This window comes from Photobacterium phosphoreum, from assembly GCF_002954725.1.
Classification (GTDB): Bacteria; Pseudomonadota; Gammaproteobacteria; order Enterobacterales; family Vibrionaceae; genus Photobacterium; species Photobacterium phosphoreum.
In genome coordinates, this window is sequence record NZ_MSCQ01000001.1 from 2,244,633 (window position 1) to 2,268,361 (window position 23,729).

General features: G+C 42.4%; 19 protein-coding genes and 1 tRNA gene. 1 reads left to right on the forward strand and 19 read right to left on the reverse strand.

Translation table 11 applies throughout. The features are described 5' to 3' along the window. Nucleotides 1-142 precede the first annotated feature (142 nt). The 7 genes from BTO21_RS09740 to pncC form a co-directional block, all read right to left on the reverse strand. Nucleotides 143-234, reverse strand: a tRNA-Ser gene (locus BTO21_RS09740). A 261-nt stretch (nucleotides 235-495) separates the two neighbouring features. Continuing rightward, the gene (gene csrA / locus BTO21_RS09745) at nucleotides 496-693 is read right to left on the reverse strand and encodes a carbon storage regulator CsrA (RefSeq protein ID WP_036793345.1); all 198 of its coding nucleotides are present in this window, start codon (nucleotides 691-693) and stop codon (nucleotides 496-498) included. 84 nt (nucleotides 694-777) lie between these two features. Next, nucleotides 778-1,962: an aspartate kinase gene (locus BTO21_RS09750; protein WP_045029291.1), complete on the reverse strand. Its 1,185-nt coding sequence runs from the start codon at nucleotides 1,960-1,962 to the stop codon at nucleotides 778-780. A 16-nt stretch (nucleotides 1,963-1,978) separates the two neighbouring features. Beyond that, nucleotides 1,979-4,600 (reverse strand): alanine--tRNA ligase, encoded by a 2,622-nt coding sequence (gene alaS / locus BTO21_RS09755; protein ID WP_045029290.1) that lies wholly within the window; start codon nucleotides 4,598-4,600, stop codon nucleotides 1,979-1,981. 356 nt (nucleotides 4,601-4,956) lie between these two features. Beyond that, nucleotides 4,957-6,186 (reverse strand): voltage-gated potassium channel protein, encoded by a 1,230-nt coding sequence (gene kch, locus BTO21_RS09760; RefSeq protein WP_045029288.1) that lies wholly within the window; start codon nucleotides 6,184-6,186, stop codon nucleotides 4,957-4,959. Between the two features lie 225 nt (nucleotides 6,187-6,411). Further along, nucleotides 6,412-7,464: a recombinase RecA gene (recA, locus tag BTO21_RS09765; protein ID WP_045029286.1), complete on the reverse strand. Its 1,053-nt coding sequence runs from the start codon at nucleotides 7,462-7,464 to the stop codon at nucleotides 6,412-6,414. Between the two features lie 126 nt (nucleotides 7,465-7,590). Then, nucleotides 7,591-8,088, reverse strand: coding sequence for a nicotinamide-nucleotide amidase (gene pncC, locus BTO21_RS09770; protein ID WP_045029282.1), 498 nt, complete (start codon nucleotides 8,086-8,088; stop codon nucleotides 7,591-7,593). Between the two features lie 212 nt (nucleotides 8,089-8,300). Here pncC and mutS point away from each other — a divergent pair, with 212 nt between their 5' ends. After that, complete coding sequence (gene mutS, locus BTO21_RS09775; RefSeq protein WP_045029281.1) at nucleotides 8,301-10,880, forward strand: DNA mismatch repair protein MutS; 2,580 nt, start codon at nucleotides 8,301-8,303, stop codon at nucleotides 10,878-10,880. A gap of 207 nt (nucleotides 10,881-11,087) precedes the next feature. On the opposite strand, the gene rpoS is transcribed toward mutS, so the two are convergent. The 12 genes from rpoS to relA form a co-directional block, all read right to left on the reverse strand. Then, nucleotides 11,088-12,080, reverse strand: a complete 993-nt coding sequence (rpoS, locus tag BTO21_RS09780; RefSeq protein WP_065193063.1) for an RNA polymerase sigma factor RpoS — start codon at nucleotides 12,078-12,080, stop codon at nucleotides 11,088-11,090. A gap of 90 nt (nucleotides 12,081-12,170) precedes the next feature. Continuing rightward, nucleotides 12,171-13,061 (reverse strand): peptidoglycan DD-metalloendopeptidase family protein, encoded by an 891-nt coding sequence (locus BTO21_RS09785; RefSeq protein WP_045029330.1) that lies wholly within the window; start codon nucleotides 13,059-13,061, stop codon nucleotides 12,171-12,173. Between the two features lie 21 nt (nucleotides 13,062-13,082). Next, nucleotides 13,083-13,712 (reverse strand): protein-L-isoaspartate(D-aspartate) O-methyltransferase, encoded by a 630-nt coding sequence (locus BTO21_RS09790; protein WP_045029279.1) that lies wholly within the window; start codon nucleotides 13,710-13,712, stop codon nucleotides 13,083-13,085. Between the two features lie 2 nt (nucleotides 13,713-13,714). Continuing rightward, nucleotides 13,715-14,464: a 5'/3'-nucleotidase SurE gene (gene surE, locus BTO21_RS09795; protein WP_045029278.1), complete on the reverse strand. Its 750-nt coding sequence runs from the start codon at nucleotides 14,462-14,464 to the stop codon at nucleotides 13,715-13,717. Next, complete coding sequence (gene truD / locus BTO21_RS09800; RefSeq protein ID WP_045029327.1) at nucleotides 14,442-15,497, reverse strand: tRNA pseudouridine(13) synthase TruD; 1,056 nt, start codon at nucleotides 15,495-15,497, stop codon at nucleotides 14,442-14,444. The genes surE and truD overlap by 23 nt, the downstream gene beginning before the upstream one ends. A gap of 37 nt (nucleotides 15,498-15,534) precedes the next feature. Continuing rightward, nucleotides 15,535-16,008 (reverse strand): 2-C-methyl-D-erythritol 2,4-cyclodiphosphate synthase, encoded by a 474-nt coding sequence (ispF, locus tag BTO21_RS09805; protein WP_045029276.1) that lies wholly within the window; start codon nucleotides 16,006-16,008, stop codon nucleotides 15,535-15,537. Then, on the reverse strand, nucleotides 16,008-16,715 hold the full coding sequence (ispD, locus tag BTO21_RS09810) for a 2-C-methyl-D-erythritol 4-phosphate cytidylyltransferase (protein WP_045029272.1): 708 nt from the start codon (nucleotides 16,713-16,715) through the stop codon (nucleotides 16,008-16,010). Before ispD ends, ispF begins: the two co-directional genes overlap by 1 nt. A 36-nt stretch (nucleotides 16,716-16,751) precedes the next feature. After that, nucleotides 16,752-17,030 carry a cell division protein FtsB gene (gene ftsB / locus BTO21_RS09815; protein ID WP_045029270.1) on the reverse strand — a complete coding sequence of 93 codons (279 nt, stop codon included), beginning with the start codon at nucleotides 17,028-17,030 and terminating at the stop codon, nucleotides 16,752-16,754. Between the two features lie 307 nt (nucleotides 17,031-17,337). Next, nucleotides 17,338-18,642, reverse strand: a complete 1,305-nt coding sequence (gene eno / locus BTO21_RS09820) for a phosphopyruvate hydratase (protein WP_065193064.1) — start codon at nucleotides 18,640-18,642, stop codon at nucleotides 17,338-17,340. Between the two features lie 80 nt (nucleotides 18,643-18,722). Continuing rightward, a complete protein-coding gene (locus tag BTO21_RS09825; protein ID WP_045029269.1) occupies nucleotides 18,723-20,363 on the reverse strand; it encodes a CTP synthase in 1,641 nt (546 codons plus the stop codon). 222 nt (nucleotides 20,364-20,585) lie between these two features. Beyond that, nucleotides 20,586-21,395 carry a nucleoside triphosphate pyrophosphohydrolase gene (mazG, locus tag BTO21_RS09830; protein ID WP_105026782.1) on the reverse strand — a complete coding sequence of 270 codons (810 nt, stop codon included), beginning with the start codon at nucleotides 21,393-21,395 and terminating at the stop codon, nucleotides 20,586-20,588. A gap of 71 nt (nucleotides 21,396-21,466) precedes the next feature. After that, nucleotides 21,467-23,704 (reverse strand): GTP diphosphokinase, encoded by a 2,238-nt coding sequence (relA, locus tag BTO21_RS09835; protein WP_105026783.1) that lies wholly within the window; start codon nucleotides 23,702-23,704, stop codon nucleotides 21,467-21,469. Nucleotides 23,705-23,729 lie beyond the last annotated feature (25 nt).

Genomic DNA, 23,729 nt, shown 5'->3' on the forward strand with positions numbered 1-23,729 from the left:
CGAACCTCCGACCGCCTGGTTCGTAGCCAAGTACTCTATCCAGCTGAGCTACGCGCGCACTGTGCTTTATTACCGTTGCATTATCCCAAATTAAGATAATTAAATCAATAAGAAAGCGTTCACAATATCCATTAAAAAATAATGGCGGTGAAGGAGGGATTCGAACCCTCGATACGGGATAAACCGTATACTCCCTTAGCAGGGGAGCGCCTTCAGCCTCTCGGCCACCTCACCGTGTTGTGGAGGCACATATTACTGTTAGCCGAAAATAAGTCAAACACTTTATTGATAAAAACCAACACTCATCGTGCGAATGCGCACTTAGTAAGCAATGCGGCAATTAATACAACGTAATCAATAAAACATTCATTTTGTGAGACAGATAATAGACTTTAAAACTAGCTGAAGATATCGGTCTTTAATCACAACTAAAGCGGCATTACTTTTTCTACAGGCACAAAAAAGGCCAGGATAACAATCCTAGCCCTCTTCGAATTAGTAGTTACCAGTACTCGGAGTACCAGCTTCTTTTTCTGCTTGAATTCGCATATAAATTTCTTCACGGTGAACAGATACTTCTTTAGGTGCGTTAACACCGATACGTACCTGATTTCCTTTAACACCAAGAACAGTGACAGTTACTTCGTCACCGATCATTAGAGTTTCACCTACACGACGTGTTAAAATTAGCATTCGAGTGCTCCTTGAGTAATCTCAGTCTTATAAGAATTTAACGTTTTATCCAATAAAATTCACAATTTCGTAAATAGCCGTAGCTCAAGAAACAGCAAGATGCGATAGATTACCTAAACACTGGCCATCAACCACAAATTTTTCATGGACTAAATCAACAGCTGCAAGATGATCATCTTCATTAATCAATAAAGACAAGCATTTCTTATCGCCCTGATATGTATGCACTGTAATACCAGCCTCTTGCAGCGCCATTTGAACAGATGCCAAATGTTGCTGAATATCCTTTCCGATCAAAGAAAGTATAGAGACCATACCAATATGGCGCATTTTGCTATCAAACACTAGCCTTAAACGCGCTAAATCATCATTGGAAATAACGATTTGTGATATATCATCACTAGAATTAGTTGATAAATTCCAAGCTGTCAAACCATATAGGCCTAACTGCTCATTAAGAACAGTTGCCGGTAGTGCAATATTAACTAAAACCTGCTGCCTTTGGAGTGCTACGCCAATGATGTTCTGATTACTCATTACATCAAAATTCACTAACGTCCCCTGCCCTTCTTCAAACGAAGAAAGAACACGTAATGGAACGCGATGTTGGCATGCATACTCTACAGACTGTAATTGTAGCACTTTTGCCCCTAAGCGCGCCATGCAAGTCATGTAATCAAAGTGAATAACGTCTAAACGCGCTGCACTTGGTACAATTCTTGGATCAGTAGAATATACCCCATCAACATCAGTAAAGATCTGACATTCGTCTGCATTAAGTGCACTAGCAATAGCAACCGCAGTGGTATCTGACCCGCCACGTCCTAAGGTTGTGACATTGCCATCAATGTCACGCCCTTGGAAACCGGCCACGACAACAATGTTGCCTTGGCCAAGTAATGTGGTCATATTCTGGGTTTCAACCTCATGGATTGTGGCATTATTAAAGTTACTATCGGTATGGATAACAACTTGATCTGCCGTCAATGAGGTTGCGCTATAGCCCCGTTTATTTAACGCCATAGCCAATAGAGCAATTGACACCTGCTCACCCGCTGCGAGTAAAACATCTAACTCGCGAGGTGTGGGTATAGCATCAATCTGCTTAGCTAAGCCTAATAAACGATTAGTCTCACCGGCCATTGCAGATAATACAACGACAACTTGGTGGCCACACTGGCAGGCTTTTATTACTCGCTCAGCAACAGCCTCTATACGCTCAATACTGCCGACCGATGTACCACCAAATTTCTGCACTAATAGTGCCACATTGCCTCTCCAGTGATTACAGTTTGTCAGCTAGCCATGGTGCAACCGTCGCTAATGCCGCAGGCAATGCCGCTGCATCAGTACCGCCAGCTTGTGCCATATCAGGACGACCGCCGCCCTTGCCACCAACTTGCAGTGCCACTAAATTAACAAGTTCACCGGCTTTTACTTTACCGATTAAATCTTTAGTTACACCAGCAATTAGGCCGACTTTATCATCACTGACATTACCCAATATAACCACTGCGCTACCTAGCTGATTTTTCAATTCATCAACCATGCCACGTAATGCTTTGTTATCTGCGCCGTCAAGTTGTGCAATTAACACTTTAACGCCGTTAATTTCTTGTACTTGATTAATAAGACCCGCACCTTCTTGTGCCGCTAGCTTATCTTTCAATTGCTGAATTTCTTTCTCTAATTGCTTGCTGTGTGATACCAAAGCATCAACCTTGCTAACCACAGAAGCGACATCAGATTTCACTAAGCGCGCAGTGTTCGCTAGCATCATATCTTCAGTGTGCATTGCCGCAATCGCGCCAGCGCCTGTTACGGCTTCAATACGACGAATACCCGCAGCAATACCACTTTCTGATAGGATCTTAAACAGACCGATATCACCGGTACGGTTAGCGTGTACACCACCACAAAGCTCAGTTGAGAAATCACCCATGCTTAATACACGGACTTGATCGTCATACTTCTCACCAAACAATGCCATCGCGCCATTTGCTTTCGCAGCGTCGATATCCATAATGTTAGTGTCGATGCTATGGTTAGCACGAATTTGTTCGTTAACCATATTTTCAACAGCACGCAATTGTTCAGGTTTAACCGCTTCTAGGTTTGAGAAGTCAAAACGAAGGCTATCCGCTTTCACTAATGAACCTTTCTGAGCAACGTGATCACCTAAAATAGTACGCAGTGCAGCATGCATTAAGTGGGTTGCTGAGTGGTTAAGACTGATCGCTTGACGACGCTCAGAATCAACAGCAGCAGTCAATTGTTGGCCAACCGTTAGTGTGCCTTCAACTAATTGGCCTTTATGACCAGATGCCGCGCCAAACTTTTGCGTATCAGCAACGTTAAACACCACGCCTTCAGCGGTTAGTAAACCACTATCGCCACACTGGCCGCCTGATTCTGCATAAAATGGTGTATTTGATAATACAACTAATGCATCTTCACCTGCATTGATAGTATCAACTGCATTACCGTCGCGGTATAGCGCAACAATCACACCTTCGCCATCCGTCGCGCTGTAACCACAGAACGTCGTTTCAGCATCAACTTTGATTGCGTCATTGTAATCAACACCAAAGTTACCCGCATCACGCGCACGTTGACGTTGTGCAGCCATTGCTGTTTCAAAACCGTCTTCATCGATTGAGAAACCACGCTCACGAGCAACATCGTTAGTTAAGTCAGCAGGGAAACCATAAGTATCGTAAAGTTTAAATACGGTTTCACCATCAAGGACATTGCCGTCGATGTTATCTAATGCTTCATTAAGAATCGTTAGACCGCGATCAAGCGTACGACTGAAGTTATCTTCTTCAATCTTTAGTACTTTCTCTACTAGCTCTTGTTGTGCTTTTAGCTCAACACCCGCAGTACCCATGATCTCAGCTAATGGACCAACAAGTTTATAGAAGAACACACCTTGTGCGCCTAACTTGTTACCATGACGTACTGCACGACGAATAATACGACGTAATACATAACCACGGCCTTCATTTGATGGCATAACACCATCAGCAATTAAGAATGCACAAGAACGGATATGGTCAGCAACAACGCGTAATGATTGATTAGACAAATCGTCATAACCAATAACAGCTGCAGCTTCTTTAATTAGCGTTTTGAATATATCGATTTCGTAGTTTGAGTGTACGCCTTGCATAATTGCGGCAATACGCTCAATACCCATACCAGTATCTACAGATGGCTTAGGTAGCGGTTCCATGGTGCCGTCAGCTTGACGGTTGAACTGCATAAATACGTTATTCCAGATCTCAATAAAGCGATCACCATCTTCTTCAGGTGTACCTGGACGGCCACCCCAGATGTGATCACCGTGATCATAGAAAATTTCAGTACATGGGCCACAAGGACCAGTGTCACCCATTTGCCAGAAGTTATCTGAAGCAAACGGTGCGCCTTTATTGTCGCCAATACGAACAATGCGATCAGCTGGAATACCAATTTCTTTATTCCAGATCTCAAATGCTTCATCATCACTTTCATAGATAGTAACAACTAAACGATCTGCTGGAAGCTGAAGTTCTTTGGTTAGAAATTCCCACGCATAACCAATCGCATCATGCTTGAAGTAATCACCAAAGCTAAAGTTACCTAGCATTTCAAAGAAGGTATGGTGACGGGCTGTAAAGCCTACATTTTCAAGGTCGTTATGTTTACCACCCGCACGAACACAACGCTGAGCGCTTGTCGCACGTGTATAGTTACGCTTTTCAAGACCGAGAAATGTATCTTTAAACTGGTTCATACCTGCGTTAGTGAATAACAACGTTGGGTCATTCGCAGGTACCAAAGATGAGCTTTCCACGATCTGGTGGCCTTTGCTCTCGAAAAACGCAAGATACGCGCGGCGAATCTCATCAGTGCTCATGTACATTGGCAAATCCTGAATTAATGCTTGAAATAGAAGGACAGAAAAACACCTGATGGCGAATTTCTTCGATAACCGTTCACGCCTTAAATCACAAAGCTTAGTGAACAATCACCGTCTAGTAATAAAACTAAGATAAATTTTTTGGGGGCTATTGTAAAACAACGGTAGCTATTACGGGAAATGATATGTGACGAAATGTATCAAATAATCGCCCTTTGTATCCCTAATTAACGCTAAGCCCTGTTGTAATCTATTCATAGAACATATGAACTCTCACCAATAATGGCGATAAATTAAATATTGTAGCCGCTATTTGTGTACGTAGCATTAGTGCCTTTTTTTAGGCAAGCCCATCAATATTATTTATTAATTTCTTTTTCTGATAGCCCTTGTACAGAATGTAATAGTGACGCCACAATCGAATCACTATCAATACTTTCACCGTTTAATACTCGCGCCAGAATATCACTTGCAAACTGCTGCGGTGAAATCACAATGTCAGGATTAACGCTTTTCACTTTATTGATGTTTTTACTCTCATTTACCAATGCTACAGTACGTGCAGAGCTGGCTAATTCAATCGCTGATAGCACAATAAACGCATTGTCAGCATCATCATCACTCAGCGCAAGTACCGCTTTAGCATTCATCACTCCAGCTTGGGTTAAAATAGCGCCATCACTGTAGTCACCAACAACCACGTCAAGTCCTTCTAATTGGTCTTTTGCCACTTGCTGTATCCGCGGCGACACAATCACCGTAATCGGCTGCTTACGCTCCGTTAGTTGCTTAATAGTATTCACTGCAAGGCTTGATAAGCCACAAATTATAAAGTGATTAGTACGATCCATTTTTTTGCTATTACCTTTAACTAGTCGTTCAAAACCACTATGAACAACAGGGCCTAATACTGACGTTGCCGAGGTGGCAAACACTGTAATACCTGACACAATAACCGAAATAGTAAATAATCGAGCTGGTTCAGAAACTGGCACTATATCGCCATATCCAACCGTAGACATGGTTTCTATCGCATAATAAAACGCAGTTAATAAACTGGTAATTTTAGGATTAAAACCATCACCAAAATACAACGCGCCATATGTTGAGGTTAATAATAAAGTAATCACACTGATTAACGCAAAGATACTACCGGCAGCAACACTACTTTTAGAAAAGTATTTACGCACCATAAATAACAACACTAATGATGCGATACCATAGTGAATATTATGGGTTTGTTGAGGATGAATATGGGCAGTATAAAAAATATTGATCAGCATTAAGGTAAAACTGATCATCCATGAAATTCGAGCGCGAAAAAACAGTCCAAATGAACTCATTACAATAAACACACCCAGCATAAAATAAGGTGCATTGGTTAAAAAACTGGCGTTAATCTGTTCGTAATTTCGAACATTAAATAAGGTATAAAGATCGATCGGCAAACCGTAAACTGTGTGAAAGATAAGCCCACTGTTACCTAAAACAAACAAAGCCACAAAAATATGGCGCAGAGTGTAAAGCCACTCAGTAAAACGTCGAATAGTTTTTCCCACCCAACGTATCAACGACACATGTTCTTTCATTACAAATACGCCTACCTAATAAAACTCACCGACTCAATTTAATTACAAATCAATATAAAGCTCATACCTTAATCTGCCATATTAAAACAGAAAACACGCTAAGTTTGTCAATTAAATAAGTTTTGAACAATATCATCCGCATGCAAAATAAAGTCATAAAAAAACCCAGCACAATGGCTGGGTTAGTATCGAGATACGATAGAAATACGCTAAAAAATACTTTAATTAAAAAGCGTCGTCATCTTTGGCATCAATTGCTGCAACATCTTTAGCGTCAGTTTCAGCAACGACAGGCGTTAACAGTAAGTCACGTAATTTCTTTTCAATCTCAGCGGCAATAGCTGGATTTTCAACAAGGTATTTGCAAGAGTTTGCTTTACCTTGACCAATCTTATTACCTTGGTAGCTATACCAAGCACCCGCTTTTTCAACTAATTTGTTCTTCACACCAAGGTCAATCAACTCACCATTACGGTTAAAACCTTGGCCATATAAAATCTGTGTTTCTGCTTGCTTAAAGGGTGCTGCAATCTTGTTCTTAACAACTTTAATGCGGGTTTCGTTACCAACAACTTCATCACCATCTTTAATTGCGCCAGTACGACGAATATCAAGACGAACAGAAGCATAGAACTTCAATGCGTTACCACCGGTTGTGGTTTCTGGGTTACCAAACATTACACCAATCTTCATACGAATTTGGTTAATGAAGATACACATACAGTTAGACTGTTTAAGGTTACCGGTTAATTTACGCATTGCTTGCGATAGCATACGTGCTTGCAGACCCATATGAGAGTCACCCATTTCACCTTCGATTTCAGCTTTTGGTGTTAGGGCTGCAACGGAGTCAACTACAATAACATCCACCGCACCTGAACGTGCTAGGGCGTCAACAATTTCTAAAGCCTGCTCGCCAGTATCGGGTTGAGAAACAAGTAGCTCATTAATATCAACACCTAATTTCTGAGCATAAATTGGATCAAGTGCATGCTCGGCATCAATAAATGCACAGGTTTTGCCTTGCTTTTGAGCAGCTGAGATAACTTCAAGTGTCAGTGTTGTTTTACCTGAGGATTCTGGACCGTAGATTTCTACGATACGTCCCATTGGCAAGCCACCAGCACCTAGTGCGATATCAAGAGACAATGAACCTGTCGAAATAGTTTCGATATCCATTGTTTTGTTATCGCCCAATTTCATAATTGAACCTTTACCGAACTGCTTCTCAATCTGGCCTAACGCTGCGGCAAGAGCCTTCTGCTTGTTGTCGTCCATTTGACTCTCCAACGGATGCTAAAATAAAGTTACTGATCTGGATATGAGACTTAGTATACTGTCTATTCATACAGTGTCTAGTTCTGGTTTGTTTTTTTTTGTCAAATACAATTTCTGCCGATGAGATCACTCATTTATAACCGTGTTTACACGAGAAATTAACCCCGATAATGCTTTAGCTATTGCTTGTTGTCTAACCTGTTGGCGTGAACCATTAAATAAACAACATTGTGTCTGCTGCCAACCGGTCGCATCAGCCCAAGCAAACCACACCGTACCGACAGGTTTTTCTTCACTGCCACCATCAGGACCAGCAATACCACTAATAGCAACACTAATATCTGCTCGCGAAGCAGCTAAAGCACCACAGGCCATTTCAAATACTACTGCCTCACTCACTGCACCAAACTCAGCCAATGCTTGTTCAGTAACACTAAGCATTTGTTTCTTGGCTTCATTGCTATAAGTAATAAAAGCACGATTAAACCATGCTGAACTTCCCGGAATATCAGTAATAGCAAATGAGACCCCACCACCAGTACAAGACTCGGCGGTTGTTGCTACCCACTGCTTAGCTGTTAACACTTCACCAAGTTCATAAGCCAATTGTTCAATATTTGCCATTAGTGCCTCCAAGCTGGTTTCTATTTATTGTCTTTAATAGATTGATGTATATCTACTAACTTTACGCCTGTTCATCACCATTGCAAAGACGATAAAAAAAGTCCAATGGCTACTTTGCTCGATCCACCGATTCACGTATTCTTAGGCTTCATTATTTTATTGGTCGAGCTATTTAAGTAGCCGACGTTGAACCAGCAAGAGTAGGCAATATCGTGACGATAAAAGGCTTAGAAAAACATACTCCTATGATGCAGCAGTTCCTTCGGATCAAAGCTGAAAACCCTGATATTTTATTGTTCTACCGTATGGGCGACTTCTATGAGATGTTTTTTGATGATGCCAAACGAGCTTCACAATTACTTGATATCTCTCTGACCAAACGTGGCGCGACCAATGGTGAACCGATTCCAATGGCAGGTATTCCTCACCATGCAGCTGAAGGGTATCTGGCTAAACTCGTTCAACAAGGGGTATCGGTTGCCATTTGTGAACAGATCGGCGATCCCGCCACCAGCAAAGGTCCGGTTGAACGTAAAGTTGTGCGTATCATAACCCCCGGTACTGTCAGTGATGAAGCCCTGCTGAATGAACGCCGTGATAACTTAATTGCGGCAATCTATACTGCCAATAATAAATTCGGTTACGCAACGCTCGATATTACCTCTGGTCGTTTCATGTTAGCCGAGCCGACAACTGAAGAAGAAATGCAAGCCGAGCTGCAACGTACCAGCCCGGTGGAATTACTTTACCCTGAAGATTTCACTTATTTACATTTAGTTGAACCGTTTAAAGGTAAACGTCGTCGTCCGGTTTGGGAATTTGAACTAGAAACCGCCCGTCAACAACTGACATTACAATTTGGTACTCGTGATTTAGTCGGCTTTGGCGTCGAAAAAGCCAATCTTGGCTTATGTGCTGCGGGTTGTTTGATGCAATATGTCAAAGATACTCAGCGTACGGCACTACCGCATATTCGTGCAATCACCCTTGATACCCAAGATCATGCGGTAATTTTAGATGCTGCGACACGCCGTAATTTAGAGTTAACCCAAAATTTAGCGGGCGGGTTTGATAACACGTTAGCATCGGTATTGGATCATACTGCAACACCGATGGGTAGCCGTTTACTTAAACGCTGGCTTCACCAACCTATTCGTGATCAACACCAGTTAAATGGCCGTTTAGATGCGATTGAAGCCTTTAAAGACAGCGGCATGTTTGTCGATACAGCCATAGTATTACGTCATATGGGTGATTTAGAACGTATTCTAGCGCGACTCGCTTTACGTTCAGCACGACCACGTGATTTGGCTCGTATGCGTACCGCAATGCAATACTTGCCTGAATTGGCGCAATTATTAGCTGACATTCCACAACCGCGTATTGGTAAATTAGCCCAAGATTCAGCCCCTATGGATGATCTGTGCCAATTACTCGAGCATGCGATCATTGAAAACCCACCGGTGATCATTCGTGATGGTGGTGTATTAGCCCCTGGCTATAATGCAGAATTAGATGAATGGCGTGATTTAGCCGATGGCGCTAAACAATATTTAACCGATCTTGAAACTCGCGAACGTGAACGTCACGACATTGATAGTCTTAAAGTCGGCTTTAATCAGGTGCATGGTTTCTTTATTCAGGTCAGCCGTGGTCAAAGCCACTTAGTCCCTGATCACTATATTCGTCGCCAAACCCTAAAAAATGCCGAACGCTACATTATTCCTGAATTAAAAGAACACGAAGACAAGGTTCTAAATTCAAAGTCAAAAGCGTTAGCGCTTGAGAAAAAACTGTGGGAAGAGCTATTTGATCAACTGTTGCCGCATTTAGAGCGATTACAATTAGCAGCAAGTGCATTATCTGAATTAGATGTCTTAGCCAACTTAGCTGAACGTGCTGATAGCTTAAACTACTGTCGCCCACAATTAACCACCACTACCGGTATTAATATTACCGCAGGTCGTCATCCGGTGGTTGAGCAAGTGTTAAGTGAACCGTTTATTGCTAACCCAATAGCGTTACACCAAGATCGTCGTATGTTGATTATTACTGGCCCTAACATGGGCGGTAAATCAACCTATATGCGTCAAACGGCGTTGATTGCCTTACTGGCGCATGTCGGATCTTTTGTACCCGCAGCAGCGGTGACTATCGGTCCACTGGATCGTATTTTTACCCGTATTGGCGCGTCAGATGATCTCGCCTCTGGTCGTTCAACCTTCATGGTCGAAATGACAGAAACCGCCAATATTCTCCATAATGCAACTAAGCACAGTTTAGTGTTAATGGATGAAATTGGTCGCGGCACCAGTACTTATGATGGTTTATCGCTAGCGTGGGCAAGTGCAGAATGGCTGGCAGATAAAATTGCGGCAATGACATTGTTTGCCACCCATTATTTTGAATTAACCGAACTGCCATCCCTGCTCACTGGTTTAGCCAACGTCCACCTTGATGCGGTTGAACATGGTGACAATATTGCCTTTATGCATAGTGTTCAAGATGGTGCCGCAAGCAAGTCTTATGGTTTAGCGGTGGCTAGCCTTGCAGGTGTGCCGAAAGCGGTAATTAAACGCGCTAAAATAAAACTAAAGCAATTAGAAGCTCTTGGGCACCAGAAAGCTCAGCAACCTGCCGCTATTGCTGGGCAACCTCCACGCGAAGAACACCAACTGAGTTTGATCCCTGAGCCAAGCGAAGTCGAAGCAGCACTAGCAAATGTTAATCCTGATGAGCTAACACCTCGCCAAGCATTGGATGAGTTGTACCGCCTTAAAGCATTATTATAATAATCAATTACGGCAAGTGCCAATAACAACCGCTTCATTTTAACCACACAAATTAACCACACAAAAAAGGACGCCTTAGCGTCCTTTTTGTTAAATACGATCATAGATTATAATAGTTACTAGCGTAAAAGTGAGTTCAAAAAAAGAACGCGCGCACCTATATTCAACATAATACTTTTTGATTAACCGTCTGATTACACTTCTTAGTTAAACTTCTTGATTAAATAGAGACTCAATACTTAACCCTTGATGAGTCAACATATCACGTAAACGACGCAGACCTTCAACCTGAATCTGACGTACTCGCTCACGGGTTAAACCTATTTCACGACCAACATCTTCTAATGTTGATGCCTCATAGCCTAATAAACCAAATCGACGTGCCAGCACTTCACGTTGTTTAGGATTAAGATCTTGCAGCCAATGAACAATCGAGTTTTTAATATCATCATCTTGGGTCGATGTTTCAGGGCTACCGCCTTTTTCATCAGGAATAATATCTAACAGTGCTTTATCAGAATCACCGCCAATTGGGTTATCAACCGAACTCACTCGCTCATTAAGACGCAGCATACGGTTAACATCATCAACGGATTTTTCAAGTTGCAGCGCAATATCTTCAGCGGTGGGTTCATGATCAAGCTTTTGCGCTAATTCACGTGCAGTACGCAAATAAACATTAAGCTCTTTCACTACATGGATGGGTAAACGAATCGTACGGGTCTGATTCATGATCGCCCGTTCAATGGTTTGACGGATCCACCATGTCGCATAGGTTGAAAAACGAAACCCACGCTCGGGGTCAAATTTTTCGACCGCACGAATAAGCCCTAAATTACCTTCCTCAACCAGATCAAGTAAGGCTAAGCCACGATTACTGTAACGACGTGATATTTTCACCACTAAACGGAGATTACTTTCAATCATCCGTTTACGTGAGACTTCATCACCACGTAACGCACGGCGGGCATACAACACTTCTTCTTCTGCGGTAAGCAACGGAGAATATCCAATTTCACCAAGATAAAGTTGAGTTGCATCAAGTGCTTTAGCACTCGTTTCGTATTTGGAGATATCAGCATCTTCTGTCGACGCTGACGTATTAGAATTATTATCAGTTGACGTTACTAAACTATTAAGTTCAATGTTGTCATCTAATGTCAATGATTCAAGCTTTTTGGCTGTGCTGCTTCTACTCATAGCGCCTCCCAGATGGCGAGTTAAAGACATTACAACGTCATGATGTCATCTCTAATTTATACGTGTCTCTCTATTATTATTATGACTAAACTACTTCGGCAGAAAGCGCATTGGATCGACTGACTTGCCTTTATAGCGAATTTCAAAGTGCAACTTAACGCTTGATGCACCAGAACTCCCCATCGTAGCTATTTCCTGACCCGCTTTAACTGATTGTTGTTCTTTGACTAAGATTTTATCGTTATGTGCATAAGCACTAAGGTAATCTTCACTGTGCTTAATGATCACTAAGTTACCGTATCCTCGTAACGCATCACCAGCATAAACCACTTTACCAGCCGCTGTTGATCGAATCGGTGTTCCACGAGCAGCGGTAATATCGATACCTTTATTACCATTATCAGCGTTAGAGAACCCTGCAATAATTTTACCTTTTACCGGCCAAGACCAGCCTGAACTTGAAACCTGTGGCGTGGGTTTAATGACTGGTTTAATTGTTACAGGTTTGTTAACTTTTGAATTTCCAGAGTACTCTTTTGCTTCTTGCTTAGCAACCGGTTTGTTGGTTGTTTTTTGCACAGGTGGTTTAACAACAACAGGTTTCGTCACGGTCTGGGTTACCGTTTTCGTTGCCAATGGCGCTACCAATGGCGTGACAACCACGTCATTGGTGCGTGTCGAGGCACTCGCGTGATTAGCCAAGGTTGGAATTACTAACTTTTGCCCTGGATAAATAGTATAGGGATAAGGCAAACGGTTTACCTTAACAATATCTTTAACATCTCGCCCTGTCATATAAGAGATAAAATACAGCGTATCGCCTCTTTGAACAGTGTAATAGCGGCCGTGGAAGCTGCCCCGCTGTAATTGTGAATAATCTTTAGCAAGATTTGAAACAGGCGCAGGCGTATGACTACTACATGCAGACAGCAGCACCACACTGGCGACTGCTAGCAAAGAAGGTTGAATTATTTTTTTCATCATACGCTCAATACTCATGGTTTACGCCAAATCTCCAGCCACTAACGGCACAAATTTAACAGGTTCGATATCCGTTTCAATAAACTGTTCACCATTGCGAACAATCAGTCTTAACACTTGTTCTGAATAACCTACGGGTAATATTAATCGGCCGCCATCAGCAAGTTGGGTTAATAGGCTCTGGGGAACCTCACTTGGTGCAGCGGTGACAATAATAGCATCAAATGGGCCTTTGCTTTCCCAGCCCTGCCATCCATCACCATGTTTAGTTGAAATATTATATAATTCTAAATGTTTAAATCGGCGTTTTGCTTGCCATTGCAGGCCTTTAATTCGCTCAACAGAATAAACATGATCAGCTAATTGCGCTAACACTGACGCTTGATAACCGGATCCAGTACCAATTTCTAGCACCGATGATTGCGGTGTTAACGCTAATAACGAGGTCATTTTCGCAACAATGTAAGGCTGTGAAATTGTTTGCCCACTACCAATCGGTAGCGCATTATTCTCATAAGCCTGATAAGAGAACGCTTCATCAACAAAAAATTCTCTTGGTATTGCAGCAATAGCAGCCAACACCCGCTGATCAGTAATGCCTCTCGCCACTAATAACGCAATTAAATTATCAACTTGTCTCTGATAACGCATAGTTATCGGATCTCCACAGCATGCATCCAGCTTTCTAGCCCGGCTATTGCATCATGCGCAGTCAGGTCGACTTGCAACGGAGTGATCGACACAGCTCCATGTTCAATCGCAAAAAAATCAGTTCCTTCAGCCGCATCTTGAGTATTACCAGGAGGACCTAACCAATACAAGGGATGACCTCGCGGATCGGTTTTCTTAATCATACTAACAGCACGATGCCGAGCGCCTAAACGGGTTGTTTTCCAGCCTTTTAATTGCTCAAACGGCACATCGGGAACATTAACATTAATAATTTTATGCGTGGCTAATGGCTGCATAACCATTTTTTCTATTAAGATTTTTACCACTTTTGCTGCTGTTTCAAAATGGGTATCGCCCACTAATGAAACGGCAATGGCAGGTACACCTAAAAAATAACCTTCGGTCGCGGCAGCAACAGTGCCGGAATAAAGCACGTCATCACCTAAATTTGCACCATGATTAATGCCCGCTACCACAATATCAGGCAACTCATCTAACCATTCAGTAAGCGCAAAATGGACACAATCAACCGGTGTACCTTGAACTGCGACCTTGTTATCACTTTGCTGACGGATACGTAGTGGGTAATCAATGGTTAACGAATTTGACGCTCCTGATCGATTTCGATCAGGAGCAACAACCGTTACCTCACCCAGATCACTTAAGACCTGAGCTAACGTATTTATTCCTTCAGCAAAAATACCATCATCATTGCTGATCAGTATTCTCATCATTCATACCTTCTGATTCTAGCGGCATGATCAACTCACGCACTACCGAAGTCGCAAAACTGCCAGCAGGTAAAGCAAAAGAAAGGATCACACCGTTATCATCAAACTGCCATTGCATATTCTGCGGCAATAATAATAGTGGACGACGATCATGACGCATACGATTATCACGTACCAATGCGACTAAAGCCGGCTCTTGCTCAACAATCGCTAGTTCAAATGCTTGTGCATCCGCGGTCGTGGGTAACGCATTATCACCCAATAATGGGCCCGTAATTGCCACTTCACCTTGCATCACTTGTTGCTGTAATTCTGGCGTAATTGTTTCTGCAATAAACGTGCGATCATCACCAGCCGCTTGTAGACAATCACCTAGCATAATTTCGCGAGTAAGATTTTGCTCAATACGGGCTGATAATACTTGATTAAACATCCATGAACGCGCCGCTGATAAGTAAAAACTACGCTTGCTCTTATCACGCACGCGGAATTCATTATTACCCCAAGCACGTGCTTTAATGACGTTATTACCGCCATGACCAAAACGTTGCTGACCAAAGTAGTTCGCAACACCTTGTTGTTTCACTAACTCTAAACGCTCAGCTAATGCTTGTGGTTGATCTAAATCGGTTAGGCGTAATTGGAACCAGTTACCTTGCAAATCACCTGGGCGTAATTTTTTATCATGGCGCGTTGTTTCAAGTACTTCAATGCCTGGATGCTCAGCTTCAAACTGACTTAAATCAGGATCCGCTTTACCTGGTAAATGAACACTGATCCATTGCTCAGTTACTGCATGGCGATCTTTAAGGCCAGCCCAACTCACATCTCGTGATTTCACACCACATGCTTTGGCTAATTCATTGACCACATATTTGGTGTTTTCACCGGTTTTGCGAATTTTAACCATTAAGTGCTCACCCGCACCACTAAAGCTAAAACCTAACTGCTCGTTAACGATAAAATCTTGTGGGTTTGCCTTAATACTTCCTTGGCAAATAGGCTGTTCATGAAGCCACTTAAAGCAATCCATTACGTTTGTTGAGGGATTATTTGTCGACATGGTGTGATTATACCTTTTTAATTAAAACAACAGCTTCACAAGCAATACCTTCTTTACGTCCAGTAAATCCTAAACGTTCAGAAGTGGTTGCTTTAACATTAATATTTGTAAGATCGGTTTCAAGATCTTCAGCAATAGCTTGGCACATCGCGGTAATATGCGGTGCCATTTTAGGTGCTTGGGCAATAATCGTAACATCCAAATTACCAAGGCAATAGCCAGCGGCTTTGACCTTGTTATAGACATCACGCAGTAAAAATCGACTATCGGCTCCTGCCCACTCAGCATCGGTATCAGGGAAATGACGGCCAATATCGCCAGCACCAATTGCCCCTAATAACGCATCACAAACCGCATGCAAAGCAACATCGCCATCAGAGTGAGCAATTAAACCTTGTTCATAAGGAACCGCAACGCCACCAATAATAACTGGACCTACGCCACCAAATTTATGCACGTCAAAACCATGACCAATACGCATTAATGTTGTTCCTTTAATAAAAGTTGGAGATAAAACTCAGCCAAAGCTAAATCTTCTGGCTGGGTTACCTTGAGGTTATCACTTCGTCCAGCGACTAGCAGTGGCGTATGGCCACAAAATTCTAATGCCGAGGCTTCATCAGTGATCGTAGCGCCTTGGGCTAAAGCGGTGGTTAACGATTCACGTAATTGTCCAACCCGAAACATTTGTGGCGTTAACGCATGCCATAAATTTTCCCGATCTACCGTATGAGTAATGTGGGGGTGCGCTGCGTTGTAATGACCGCGTTTCATGGTATCACGTACCGGTGCCGCTAAAATTGCACCACAGTCACTGTTAACTGCGGTTGAGATCAATGCCTGTAAATCCGCTTGGCGAACACACGGTCGCGCCGCATCATGCACCAATACCCAGGCATTATCATTCTCAATCGCAGCTAACCCTGCAAATACTGAATCAGCCCGTTCTGCACCGCCATTTACCACCGTGATCCGTGGATCGGTCGCTAACGGTAATTGCGGAAAGTAAGGATCATCGGCACTAACAGCAATCACGACTCGCGTAATTTCAGTTAAACTCAATAAACGATCAACGGTATGTTCTAAAATCGTTTTACCTGCAATATGAAGATATTGCTTAGGGCGATCAGCAGCCATTCGACTGCCTACTCCTGCCGCAGGTACTACGGCAATAAATTCTTCAGTCATCATCAGCTTTATTACTCACAATAAAAACGCGAACAATCAGTTACTATCACCCAGAACACGAACAAAGGTTTCACCGGGTTTAATTAAGCCTAAATCATTACGAGCGCGTTCTTCTACTGCTTCTTTTCCACCATGAAGATCTTTAATTTCAGCATACATTTGTTGGTTTCGTTGTTGTAATTCAGTATTAGCCGCTTGTTGTAAAACAACGCTTTCTTTTACTGCGGTATATTCATTCATACCGTTTTTACCGTCCCAAAAATCGTATTGCAGCCAAGCTAAAACCACTAGCAGGATAATGATAAACAGACGCATGGTTCCCCTTCAAAATCAGCGTAAATGTCAATGCCTACAATATACATTCCAATCAACCACTAACGGTGAGTAATTGGAATGCATGCTGCGAAACCGTAATAATCCCATAATCGGCTTATTGTGACCACTATTATGGCGATAGAGTTGATACAGTGCTAGTTGAGTGTCAATTTTGCTGTTAAATCAAACAAAAAAACATTTTTTAGCGATATTTATAGCAGCGTGATTTTTTCACCAAAAAAAACCGCCTCCTAAGAGACGGTTTGATTTAGGCTAATTGAGCAAGCTCAATTATTAGCTTAAAAAATTAAGCTTGGCCTTTAACTTCTTTAAGACCGTTGAAAACAGCACGTTCACCTAGTGCTTCTTCGATACGGATAAGTTGGTTGTACTTAGCAACACGGTCAGAACGGCTCATAGAACCAGTTTTGATTTGACCTGCAGCTGTACCTACCGCTAGATCAGCGATAGTTGCGTCTTCTGTCTCGCCTGAACGGTGAGAGATAACAGCAGTGTAACCAGCGTCTTTAGCCATTTTGATACAAGCTAGCGTTTCAGTTAGAGAACCGATTTGGTTTAGCTTGATTAGGATTGAGTTAGTGATGCCTTTCTCAATACCTTCAGCAAAGATCTTAGTGTTTGTAACGAATAGATCGTCACCAACTAGTTGAATCTTGTCACCTAGGATTTCAGTTTGGTGCTTGAAGCCAGCCCAATCTGATTCGTCTAGGCCATCTTCGATAGAAACGATAGCTGGGAACTTGTCTACTAGATCTTTAAGGAAGAAGTTAAACTCTTCTGAAGTGAATTGCTTGCCTTCACCTTTAAGGTCGTAGATACCTTGTTCTTTGTTGTAGAACTCAGAAGCAGCACAGTCCATTGCTAGAGTAATATCTGTACCTAGCTCGTAACCTGCAGCTTCAACAGCTTCTTGAATAGCTTTAAGAGCCGCTTCGTTTGACTCAAGGTTTGGTGCGAAACCACCTTCGTCACCTACAGCTGTGCTCATGCCCTTAGATTTAAGAACTTTCGCTAGGCTGTGGAATACTTCAGAACCCATACGTACAGCTTCACGAAGTGACTTAGCACCTACTGGCTGAATCATAAACTCTTGAATATCTACAGTGTTGTCAGCGTGCTCGCCACCGTTGATGATGTTCATCATAGGTAGAGGCATAGAGAACTGACCAGCAGTACCGTTTAGCTCAGCAATGTGCTCGTATAAAGGCATGCCTTTAGATGCAGCAGCTGCTTTTGCGTTCGCTAGAGAAACAGCTAGGATTGCGTTAGCACCAAAGTTAGATTTATTTTCAGTACCATCAAGGTCGATCATAAGTTGGTCGATTGCAGCTTGATCAGTCGCGTCTTTACCCATAAGTACTTCAGCGATTGGACCGTTTGCAGCAGCAACAGCTTTAAGAACGCCTTTACCAAGGAAACGAGATTTGTCGCCATCACGAAGCTCAAGAGCTTCACGAGAACCAGTAGAAGCACCAGACGGTGCAGCAGCCATACCAACGAAACCACCTTCTAGGTGAACTTCAGCTTCAATTGTTGGGTTGCCACGTGAGTCGATGATTTCACGAGCTAGAACTTTAACGATCTTAGACATTGTGTTTCCTCTGCTTTATCTTCAAATTAAAAGCGAAATAAAATAGCTGCAGCGATAACTGCTACAGCTATCAGTAATCCTTACTTATCAGATTCACCGCGGTGATATACACCAGCAGCTTTTACAAAACCTTCAAATAATGGGTGACCATCACGAGGTGTTGAAGTGAATTCTGGGTGGAACTGTGCAGCAACGAACCAAGGATGGTTCGGAATTTCAATAATCTCAACTAGCTTCTTATCAGCAGATAAGCCTGATACTTTAAGACCGGCTTTTACTAGCTTAGGTAGCAAGTTGTTATTCACTTCGTAACGGTGGCGATGACGCTCATGGATTGACGCTTGTGCGTACAATTCACGTGCTTTTGAGCCTTCTTGAAGATGACATAACTGCGAACCAAGGCGCATTGTGCCACCAAGATCAGATTTTGCAGTACGCTCTTCTACGTTACCTTCGCTATCAACCCACTCAGTGATCAAGCCAACCACTGGGTGCTTAGTTTCAGCGTTAAATTCAGTTGAGTGTGCATCCGCCATGTTTGCTACATTACGAGCAAAATCAATTAATGCGACTTGCATACCTAAACAAATACCTAAATAAGGGATTTTGTTTTCACGCGCATATTGCGCAGTCAGGATCTTACCTTCAATACCACGGTGACCAAAGCCGCCAGGTACAAGGATTGCATCAAGACCTGCAAGTACTTCAGTACCTTTAGACTCAACATCTTGAGAATCGATATATTTAATTTGTACTGAAATACGATTTTTCAAACCAGCGTGCTTAAGCGCTTCGTTGACCGACTTATATGCGTCAGGTAATTCAATATATTTACCAACCATACCGATAGTCACTTCAGCAGTAGGGTTAGCTTCTTCATAAATAACTTGTTCCCACTCAGATAGATCAGCTTCTGGTGCAGTAATACCAAAACGCTTACATACCAAATCATCAAGGCCTTGTGCCTTAATAAGCTGTGGGATTTTGTAGATTGAATCTACATCTTTCATTGAGATAACCGCTTTTTCCTGCACATTACAGAACAATGCAATTTTTGCACGCTCGTTGGCTGGAATAACACGATCACTACGGCAAATCAAAATATCTGGTTGAATACCGATAGAAAGTAATTCTTTTACTGAATGTTGAGTTGGCTTAGTTTTCACTTCACCAGCAGCAGCAAGGTAAGGAACTAACGTCAAGTGCATGAACAAAGTGTTTTCACGACCTTGTTGAATCGCAAGTTGACGGATAGCTTCCATAAATGGCAGTGATTCAATATCACCCACTGTGCCACCGACTTCAACAATCGCTATATCATGACCCGCAGCACCAGCAATCACACGCTCTTTAATTTCGTTCGTGATATGTGGAATAACCTGAATCGTTGCACCTAGGTAATCACCACGACGCTCTTTGCGCAGCACATCAGCGTACACACGACCAGCAGTAAAGTTATTACGCTTAGTCATCTTGGTACGAATGAAACGCTCGTAGTGACCTAAGTCAAGATCAGTCTCTGCACCGTCTTCCGTAACGAATACTTCACCGTGCTGAGTAGGGCTCATTGTGCCGGGATCAACGTTAATGTAAGGGTCTAATTTCATCATGGTCACATTAAGACCACGTGCTTCTAGAATAGCTGCCAATGATGCTGCAGCAATGCCTTTACCTAGAGAGGATACTACTCCGCCCGTAACAAAAATATAATTCGTTGTCATGTTAAACCTGGAAGATTGGTGTAGAGGATAAAGTGTATCTGGACGGGAAATTAGTATACCAGACACCATTTATCGCCACAACGTGAAAACTATCACACACCCATAAGATTTTTTTTGTCTCAAATCAAGGAAGTGATATGTGTTCGGTTTTCACCCCATTTCGCTACTTTTAGCCGCTAAGTTCACATTCCTTTGTAGCATAACAATCCTAAATGGGAATAATTATTTTTTGCATTCATGCTGTTTAACTCTATCCCACTCAAGATCTAGCTCAGTTAGTGAACATTGACCTAAAGTCTTACCCTGTTCTAGCACATTTTTTTCAACTTGGCGAAAACGTCGCTCAAATTTTTTATTTGCCTGTTGTAACGCATGTTCGGGTTTGACATCAAGATGACGACTTAAGTTCACCACCGAAAATAACAGATCGCCCATTTCTTCAGCGATTTTATGTTGCTGTTGAGGGGCTTGAATAACCTCATCCATCACTTCATTCAATTCTTCTTTTACTTTATCGACAACAGGACCTAGCGTATCCCAATCAAAACCTTGGCTGGCACACCGCTGTTGAATTTTATTGGCGCGAGTAAGAGCCGGTAACGCTAAAGGAATATTCGCTAATAAACTGTCATCTTGCGCTTTTTGAGCGCGTTCTTTCGCTTTTTCAGCTTCCCAATTTTGTTTTACAGCGGCTTCATCAGTCAGCACTGCGTCACCGAAAACATGCGGATGACGACGGGTTAATTTCTCACTAATACCAACAACCACATCATCGAAATCAAACAAGTCTTGTTCTTTGGCTAATTGGCTATAAAACACCACTTGAAATAATAAGTCGCCAAGTTCTTCTTTAACATCCACCCAATTTTTTTGTTCAATCGCATCAGCAACTTCATACGCTTCTTCAATGGTATGAGGCACGATTGAATCAAAATCTTGTTTGAGATCCCACGGACAACCTTGTTGTGGATCGCGTAACTTCGCCATGATGGTTAATAGATTATCGATATCAAGTGTGGTTTTGTTGTTCATTATTATCTCCTGAAATAAAAAAATAGGTAGCCGAAGCTACCTATTGTTGTATTCGTTATTATCTATCATAGCTAGCTGTATAAACGCTTAGCTTGCTCAACATCTTTTACTTGTTCAATGCGTTTTAGCACTCGATCTAATACTTCTAGATCAGTTAACTCAAGTTCAAAATCCATGATCGACATTTGTTTTTTATAATCAACCCGACTCTTCATACCCGCAACTTTAACTTTCTCGTTCATCAAAGTATTAGTAAGCTCTTTCAATAAGCCATTACGCTCTGACGCAGTAACACGAACAGTGATCGTATAGTTACCAATAAAACCACCGCCCCAAACGGTATCAATGATACGTTCCGGCGCATGGTGACGCAGTTCTTCCAACTGTTCACAGTCATGACGATGAACCGAAATACCCCGCCCTTGGGTCACAAAGCCCTGAATATCATCACCTGGAATTGGCTGGCAACAACGAGCTAAGTGAGTCATTAAGTTATCAACCCCTTCAACCACCACCGAATCACGCTGTGGTTTTTTAGTCGTATGAGAGGCTTTATGACTCGCTTCAGATAGCTTCTCTAGCAGTTGCTGATCTTCTTCTTCTGCCGTTGGCTTATTAATCAAGGCATTAATATGATTAATAATTTGATTAATACGCAGATCACCGCTACCAATGCCTGCATATAGTTCTTCTGGTGAATTGACATTAAAGCGTTTGCTAGCATAAGCATGAGCATCTTTTAACGTCGCATGAATTTTACTCAATTCAGCTTCAAGAATTTCTTTACCTGCAATAATGTTTTTATCACGATCCTGCTTACGGAACCACGCATGTACTTTGGCACGGGCGCGGCTTGAGGTTACAAAGCCTTGATTTGGATTTAACCAATCACGAGAAGGATTAGGTTCTTTTTGCGTGATAATCTCAACCTGATCCCCCATCTGTAAGTGGTAAGTAAACGGCACAATTCGACCTTCAACTTTGGCACCAATACAACGATGCCCCACTTCTGAGTGAATATGATAAGCAAAATCAAGTGGTGTCGCATTTGATGGCAAATCAACCACGTCACCTTTGGGGGTAAACGCATAAACACGATCATCAAATACTTGGCTACGAAGCTCATCCAGCATCTCACCAGAATCTGACATCTCTTCTTGCCATACCAGTAGCTTACGTAACCAATTTATTTTTTCATCATACGCCGACTGAGCACCGCCAGACGCGGCAGGTCCTTCTTTGTATTTCCAATGCGCCGCAACCCCAAGCTCAGACTCTTCATGCATTTGCTTAGTACGAATCTGAATTTCAATGGTTTTGCCTTCAGGCCCGAGTACTACCGTATGAATCGACTGATAACCGTTCGGTTTAGGGTTGGCGACATAATCATCAAACTCTTTCGGTAAGTGACGATATTTAGTGTGCACGACCCCTAACGCGGCATAACAATCTTGCAATTCTTCAGCGACAATTCGCACTGCACGTACATCAAACAGCTCATCAAATTCTAAGCTCTTCTTCTGCATTTTACGCCAAATACTATAGATATGCTTAGGTCGACCTTGTACTTCGGCGCGAATATTTGAAGCCCGCATTGCGTCAGATAAATCATCGACAAAGTGGGTAATGTAACCTTCACGATCAATACGACGTTCTGAAAGCTGTTTGGCTATTTGCTTATAGACTTCTGGGTGTTGATATCGGAAAGCATAATCTTCAATTTCCCATTTCAACTGCCCAATACCCAACCGGTTTGCTAACGGCGCATAAATATTGGCACACTCTTGCGCTGCAACCCGACGTACAGCATCGGGTTCATTTTTAACTTCACGCAGATTACAGATACGCTCGGCAAGTTTAATCACCACACAGCGGAAATCATCGACCATTGATAGCAACATCCGTCGAATGCTATCGACCTGCGCGGATTGAGCCGTTTCTTCAGCCGTTGATTTCAACTGGCTAATGGCATACATCTGTTCAACACCTTCGATCAAATGCAAAATAGTGCCGTTGTAATCTTCTTTTACTTGTTCATGGCTATAACAACCCGCTTCAACTAATGGATATAGCATTGCCGATATTAACGTATCGGTATCCATGCTTAACGTCACCAGAATCTCGACCATTTCACGACCGCGCCATAACAGCAACGCCCCGTTTTCTTGATCAATAACCAGCTCCTGACAACGCAAATAAGTTCCTTCTAAACGTCCAAACGTTTTTGCATCCAAACGTAAACTTTCGACCCATGAGGCGAGCTCAAACGTCGTGTTTTGTTTTAGATGTGCTCCACGTACTGCGACCATGTCTCTGTCCTGTTTGCTATTTAAT

Coding starts and splice junctions, on each gene's coding strand:
- csrA (WP_036793345.1), bottom strand. CDS start 693: ATGCTAATTTTAACACGTCGTGTAGGTGAAACTCTAATGATCGGTGAC.
- alaS (WP_045029290.1), bottom strand. CDS start 4,600: ATGTACATGAGCACTGATGAGATTCGCCGCGCGTATCTTGCGTTTTTC.
- kch (WP_045029288.1), bottom strand. CDS start 6,186: ATGAAAGAACATGTGTCGTTGATACGTTGGGTGGGAAAAACTATTCGA.
- recA (WP_045029286.1), bottom strand. CDS start 7,464: ATGGACGACAACAAGCAGAAGGCTCTTGCCGCAGCGTTAGGCCAGATT.
- pncC (WP_045029282.1), bottom strand. CDS start 8,088: ATGGCAAATATTGAACAATTGGCTTATGAACTTGGTGAAGTGTTAACA.
- rpoS (WP_065193063.1), bottom strand. CDS start 12,080: ATGAGTAGAAGCAGCACAGCCAAAAAGCTTGAATCATTGACATTAGAT.
- BTO21_RS09785 (WP_045029330.1), bottom strand. CDS start 13,061: ATGAAAAAAATAATTCAACCTTCTTTGCTAGCAGTCGCCAGTGTGGTG.
- BTO21_RS09790 (WP_045029279.1), bottom strand. CDS start 13,712: ATGCGTTATCAGAGACAAGTTGATAATTTAATTGCGTTATTAGTGGCG.
- surE (WP_045029278.1), bottom strand. CDS start 14,464: ATGAGAATACTGATCAGCAATGATGATGGTATTTTTGCTGAAGGAATA.
- truD (WP_045029327.1), bottom strand. CDS start 15,497: ATGGATTGCTTTAAGTGGCTTCATGAACAGCCTATTTGCCAAGGAAGT.
- ispF (WP_045029276.1), bottom strand. CDS start 16,008: ATGCGTATTGGTCATGGTTTTGACGTGCATAAATTTGGTGGCGTAGGT.
- ispD (WP_045029272.1), bottom strand. CDS start 16,715: ATGACTGAAGAATTTATTGCCGTAGTACCTGCGGCAGGAGTAGGCAGT.
- ftsB (WP_045029270.1), bottom strand. CDS start 17,030: ATGCGTCTGTTTATCATTATCCTGCTAGTGGTTTTAGCTTGGCTGCAA.
- eno (WP_065193064.1), bottom strand. CDS start 18,642: ATGTCTAAGATCGTTAAAGTTCTAGCTCGTGAAATCATCGACTCACGT.
- BTO21_RS09825 (WP_045029269.1), bottom strand. CDS start 20,363: ATGACAACGAATTATATTTTTGTTACGGGCGGAGTAGTATCCTCTCTA.
- mazG (WP_105026782.1), bottom strand. CDS start 21,395: ATGAACAACAAAACCACACTTGATATCGATAATCTATTAACCATCATG.
- relA (WP_105026783.1), bottom strand. CDS start 23,704: ATGGTCGCAGTACGTGGAGCACATCTAAAACAAAACACGACGTTTGAG.